Origin of the sequence: Winogradskyella sp. (genome assembly GCF_965656915.1) — a bacterium.
In the GTDB taxonomy this organism is placed as follows: domain Bacteria; phylum Bacteroidota; class Bacteroidia; order Flavobacteriales; family Flavobacteriaceae; genus Winogradskyella.
Window position 1 is genome coordinate 1 of the sequence record NZ_CBFHMI010000105.1, and the last position, 3,120, is coordinate 3,120.

Sequence of the window (3,120 nt, forward strand, 5' to 3'; positions counted from 1 at the left end):
TTCTTGTATACCATAAGCACCAGCTTTATCCAATGGCTTATAGGTGTTAATATAGTACCAGATTTCGTTATCTTCTAAGGCTTTAAATGTCACTTTGGTCATTGTGTTTACGACGCTTTGTTTTGAAACTTGTGTGAAACATATTGACGTAATAACCTCATGGGTTTTATTACTTAACAATTTTATCATTCTGAAGGCATCGTCTTCATTTTTTGGCTTTTCAATAGCCTTTTCGTTAAGCCAAACAATAGTATCGCTTGTTATTAAAATGTCCTTTTGTTGTAGGTCATTAATGAAAGCATCAGCTTTTAATTTTGCTAAATAATCGGTAATCTCACTACCTGATAAGTCTTTTGGATAAATTTCATCAATAGGTTTTAGTTTCACTTCAAAATCTATATTCATAGACTTTAAGAATGCATGACGTCTTGGAGAAGCCGATGCTAATATGATATTAAAAGGTTCTAATTTATCGTTTAGCATGTTACTTTAAAACAAAGTATTTATATAAAACCATAGATAGCATGCCAGTGAACATAACTAATTTTAGTACCATGCTAATGTGTCCATACTGTTTCTTGTGCTCAGCACTGAATAGTTTAATAGTTGCATAAATTAAAGGTGCGATTACAAAAAGCAAAAAATATAAAACAACTTCTGTTTGCTTAAATAAGTATGTGATGACATAATAGATTACAGAAAATATCGGTATTAAAGACAATGCAAACACAATTTTATTAGCGCGCTCTCTACCTAAAACTACGGGTAGCGTTTGCATGCCTGCCTTGTGGTCACCATCTGTGTCTTCAATATCTTTTACCAATTCTCTAACCAGATTAATCATAAAGGCGAAAATGGCGTAGTCTAAAATAATTTTAAAGAATGTAATCTGAATTTCTCTGTTAGCAGCGTTAATTACAGGAAAGAGTTCAAAAATACCAACTAATAAAATACTGAGTGACACGACAAGCGAGACAACAATATTGCCAACTAATAACATCTGTTTTAAATATGAGGAATAGATATAAAGTAGGGCTGAAGCTATAATAAAAATTACAAAATAGCCAGATTTACCTATTCCATTTGAAAGATAAAACCCAAGACCAACTCCAATAATGTTCAGAATAATAAAGAGGTTTAAAGCATTCTTTTCGCTTATATAGTTATTAATGATGACTTTATCAGGTTTATTAACCTTGTCCGTTTCAATATCATAAATATCATTGATAATATAGCCTCCTGCTGCGATGCAAACTGTTGCAATAACTAATAATGTAAATGCTAATGTACTTAAAGTGGTAGTGACCTGGTAACTTTCGTAAAAAGGGAGTAACAAAGCATATTTAACTAAATATTGCACAAGGGCAATCAGTATTAAATTTTTCCAACGGATTAATTTAAAAAAGTGAATCATGTTAGAGTTTAGTGAGAGAGAATTTGATTAATTAAGTAGTAACCAGTGTATGCTACTCCAGCAAATACAAATAAGCTTATAATTACAGTTTTTATAAACAGTTTTTGCTCTTGTTTTCTAATTTTATCTTTTATTTTTTGCTTGTCTTCTTTGGTGAGATCCTTATGTAGAAAGTGCATTTTATAGTGCAAATGAGCTTCGAGATCTAATTTTTCTTTATACACCGAGAAAGGAGTACTCGTTTTTTGATTAAAGGTTGCTTGATTGTTACCAAAACCTATATAACCAAAACCTGTGCTATGTCTTCTACTTCTTCTTGACATTATAAATTAATCGTATTTAGCATTAAAGTTTCCATTCCATTTATCATGAACTTTTAAAACTTGTTCAATGACATCTCTTACCGCGCCTTTACCACCATTTTTATGAGAAATATACTTCGATATGGCTTTTATTTCTGGAACAGCATCTTGTGGACAAGTTGGAAGTCCTACTAGCTTCATTACAGGAAAATCTGGAATATCATCTCCCATAAATAACACATTTTCTTTACTGATATTGTGATTTCCTAAATATTCGTTGAGTTGTTCTATTTTATTATGCGCACCTAAATAAATATCTTTTATGCCTAAGCCAGATAAACGCTTACGAACACCTTCATTAGATCCACCAGAAATAATACAAATGTTGAATCCGGCGTCAACGGCTGTTTTTAGTGCAAAACCATCTTTGATACTCATTGTTCTTAGCATTTCTCCTTCTGTAGTGACAGTAATAGAACCATCCGTAAGTACTCCATCAACATCGAAAACAAACGTGGAAATATCTTGCAATAGCTCTTTATAGCTTTTTTCGTTATTCATTTTTCTTTTGTATTCTTTTTATTGGTCGTTTCATTAATCCATGTGTTCTCTTAATTGAGTTTGTAAGAAGCTCATAAATTACTTTATGCTCATCGTCTTCTATCAATTTTAAATGCCTTTTAATGGTTTTCTTATCATTCCGTTTTGCAGGACCCGTTTGTGCCATGTAAGGTGATATGTATTGCACCTTCTTCGCAGTTTCTAATATCAAGGGCTTCAAGATATCAAAATTAATACTTTTAGCGTCACTTATTTCGTGTGCAATTCTATAGAGTTGATTTACAAAATTGTTAACATAGACTGCAGAAACATGCAAGGTCTGCCTCTGTTCAGTATTTATTTTATACCATTTACTATTCGTAGCTTCTGCTAAATCTTTTAATAATTGAAGATTATCTTTTTCAGTAACCTCAATACAAATAGGAATTTCGCTAAAATTTAATTCAAAATCCTTAGAAAATGTCTGCAAGGGATAAAACACAGCACGGTTATTTTTTTTATCTAAATCATGAATTGATACACTACCAGAGGTATGTGCTACTAATCTGTTTTCGAAAGGTAAAGCTGCAGATAATGAAGAAATACTGTCATCACTTACTCCCATTAAGTATATATCTGCTTTCTTTAAAGTATTAAGATTATCTGTAATAGCTACTTCATTTTTATAAGATGAAATTGACTTAAGAGTACGATTATACCATTGTACAACTTCAATAGTATTAGATTTTTTAAAAGCCTTATATAAATGGTAAGCTACATTACCTGCTCCAAGTAAAACAACTGATATCATATGGTAAAAATACTAAGTTTTCGCATTTAAGTGTAAGAACTTCTTCATTAAAA

The 3,120-nt window shown here is 31.2% G+C and carries 5 protein-coding genes; all 5 read right to left on the minus strand.

The features are described from left to right. The coding region (locus tag ACTG3Y_RS13425) for a Maf family protein (protein WP_439153428.1) at positions 1-483 on the minus strand (483 nt) is incomplete at its 3' end. Position 484: 1 nt separating this feature from the next. Further along, positions 485-1,414 (minus strand): geranylgeranylglycerol-phosphate geranylgeranyltransferase, encoded by a 930-nt coding sequence (locus ACTG3Y_RS13430; protein ID WP_439153429.1) that lies wholly within the window; start codon positions 1,412-1,414, stop codon positions 485-487. A gap of 8 nt (positions 1,415-1,422) precedes the next feature. Then, a complete protein-coding gene (locus tag ACTG3Y_RS13435; protein WP_439153430.1) occupies positions 1,423-1,737 on the minus strand; it encodes a hypothetical protein in 315 nt (104 codons plus the stop codon). 6 nt (positions 1,738-1,743) lie between these two features. Further along, complete coding sequence (locus ACTG3Y_RS13440) at positions 1,744-2,277, minus strand: KdsC family phosphatase (RefSeq protein WP_439153431.1); 534 nt, start codon at positions 2,275-2,277, stop codon at positions 1,744-1,746. Then, a complete protein-coding gene (locus ACTG3Y_RS13445) occupies positions 2,270-3,067 on the minus strand; it encodes a Rossmann-like and DUF2520 domain-containing protein (protein ID WP_439153432.1) in 798 nt (265 codons plus the stop codon). The genes ACTG3Y_RS13440 and ACTG3Y_RS13445 overlap by 8 nt, the downstream gene beginning before the upstream one ends. Positions 3,068-3,120: the final 53 nt, after the last annotated feature.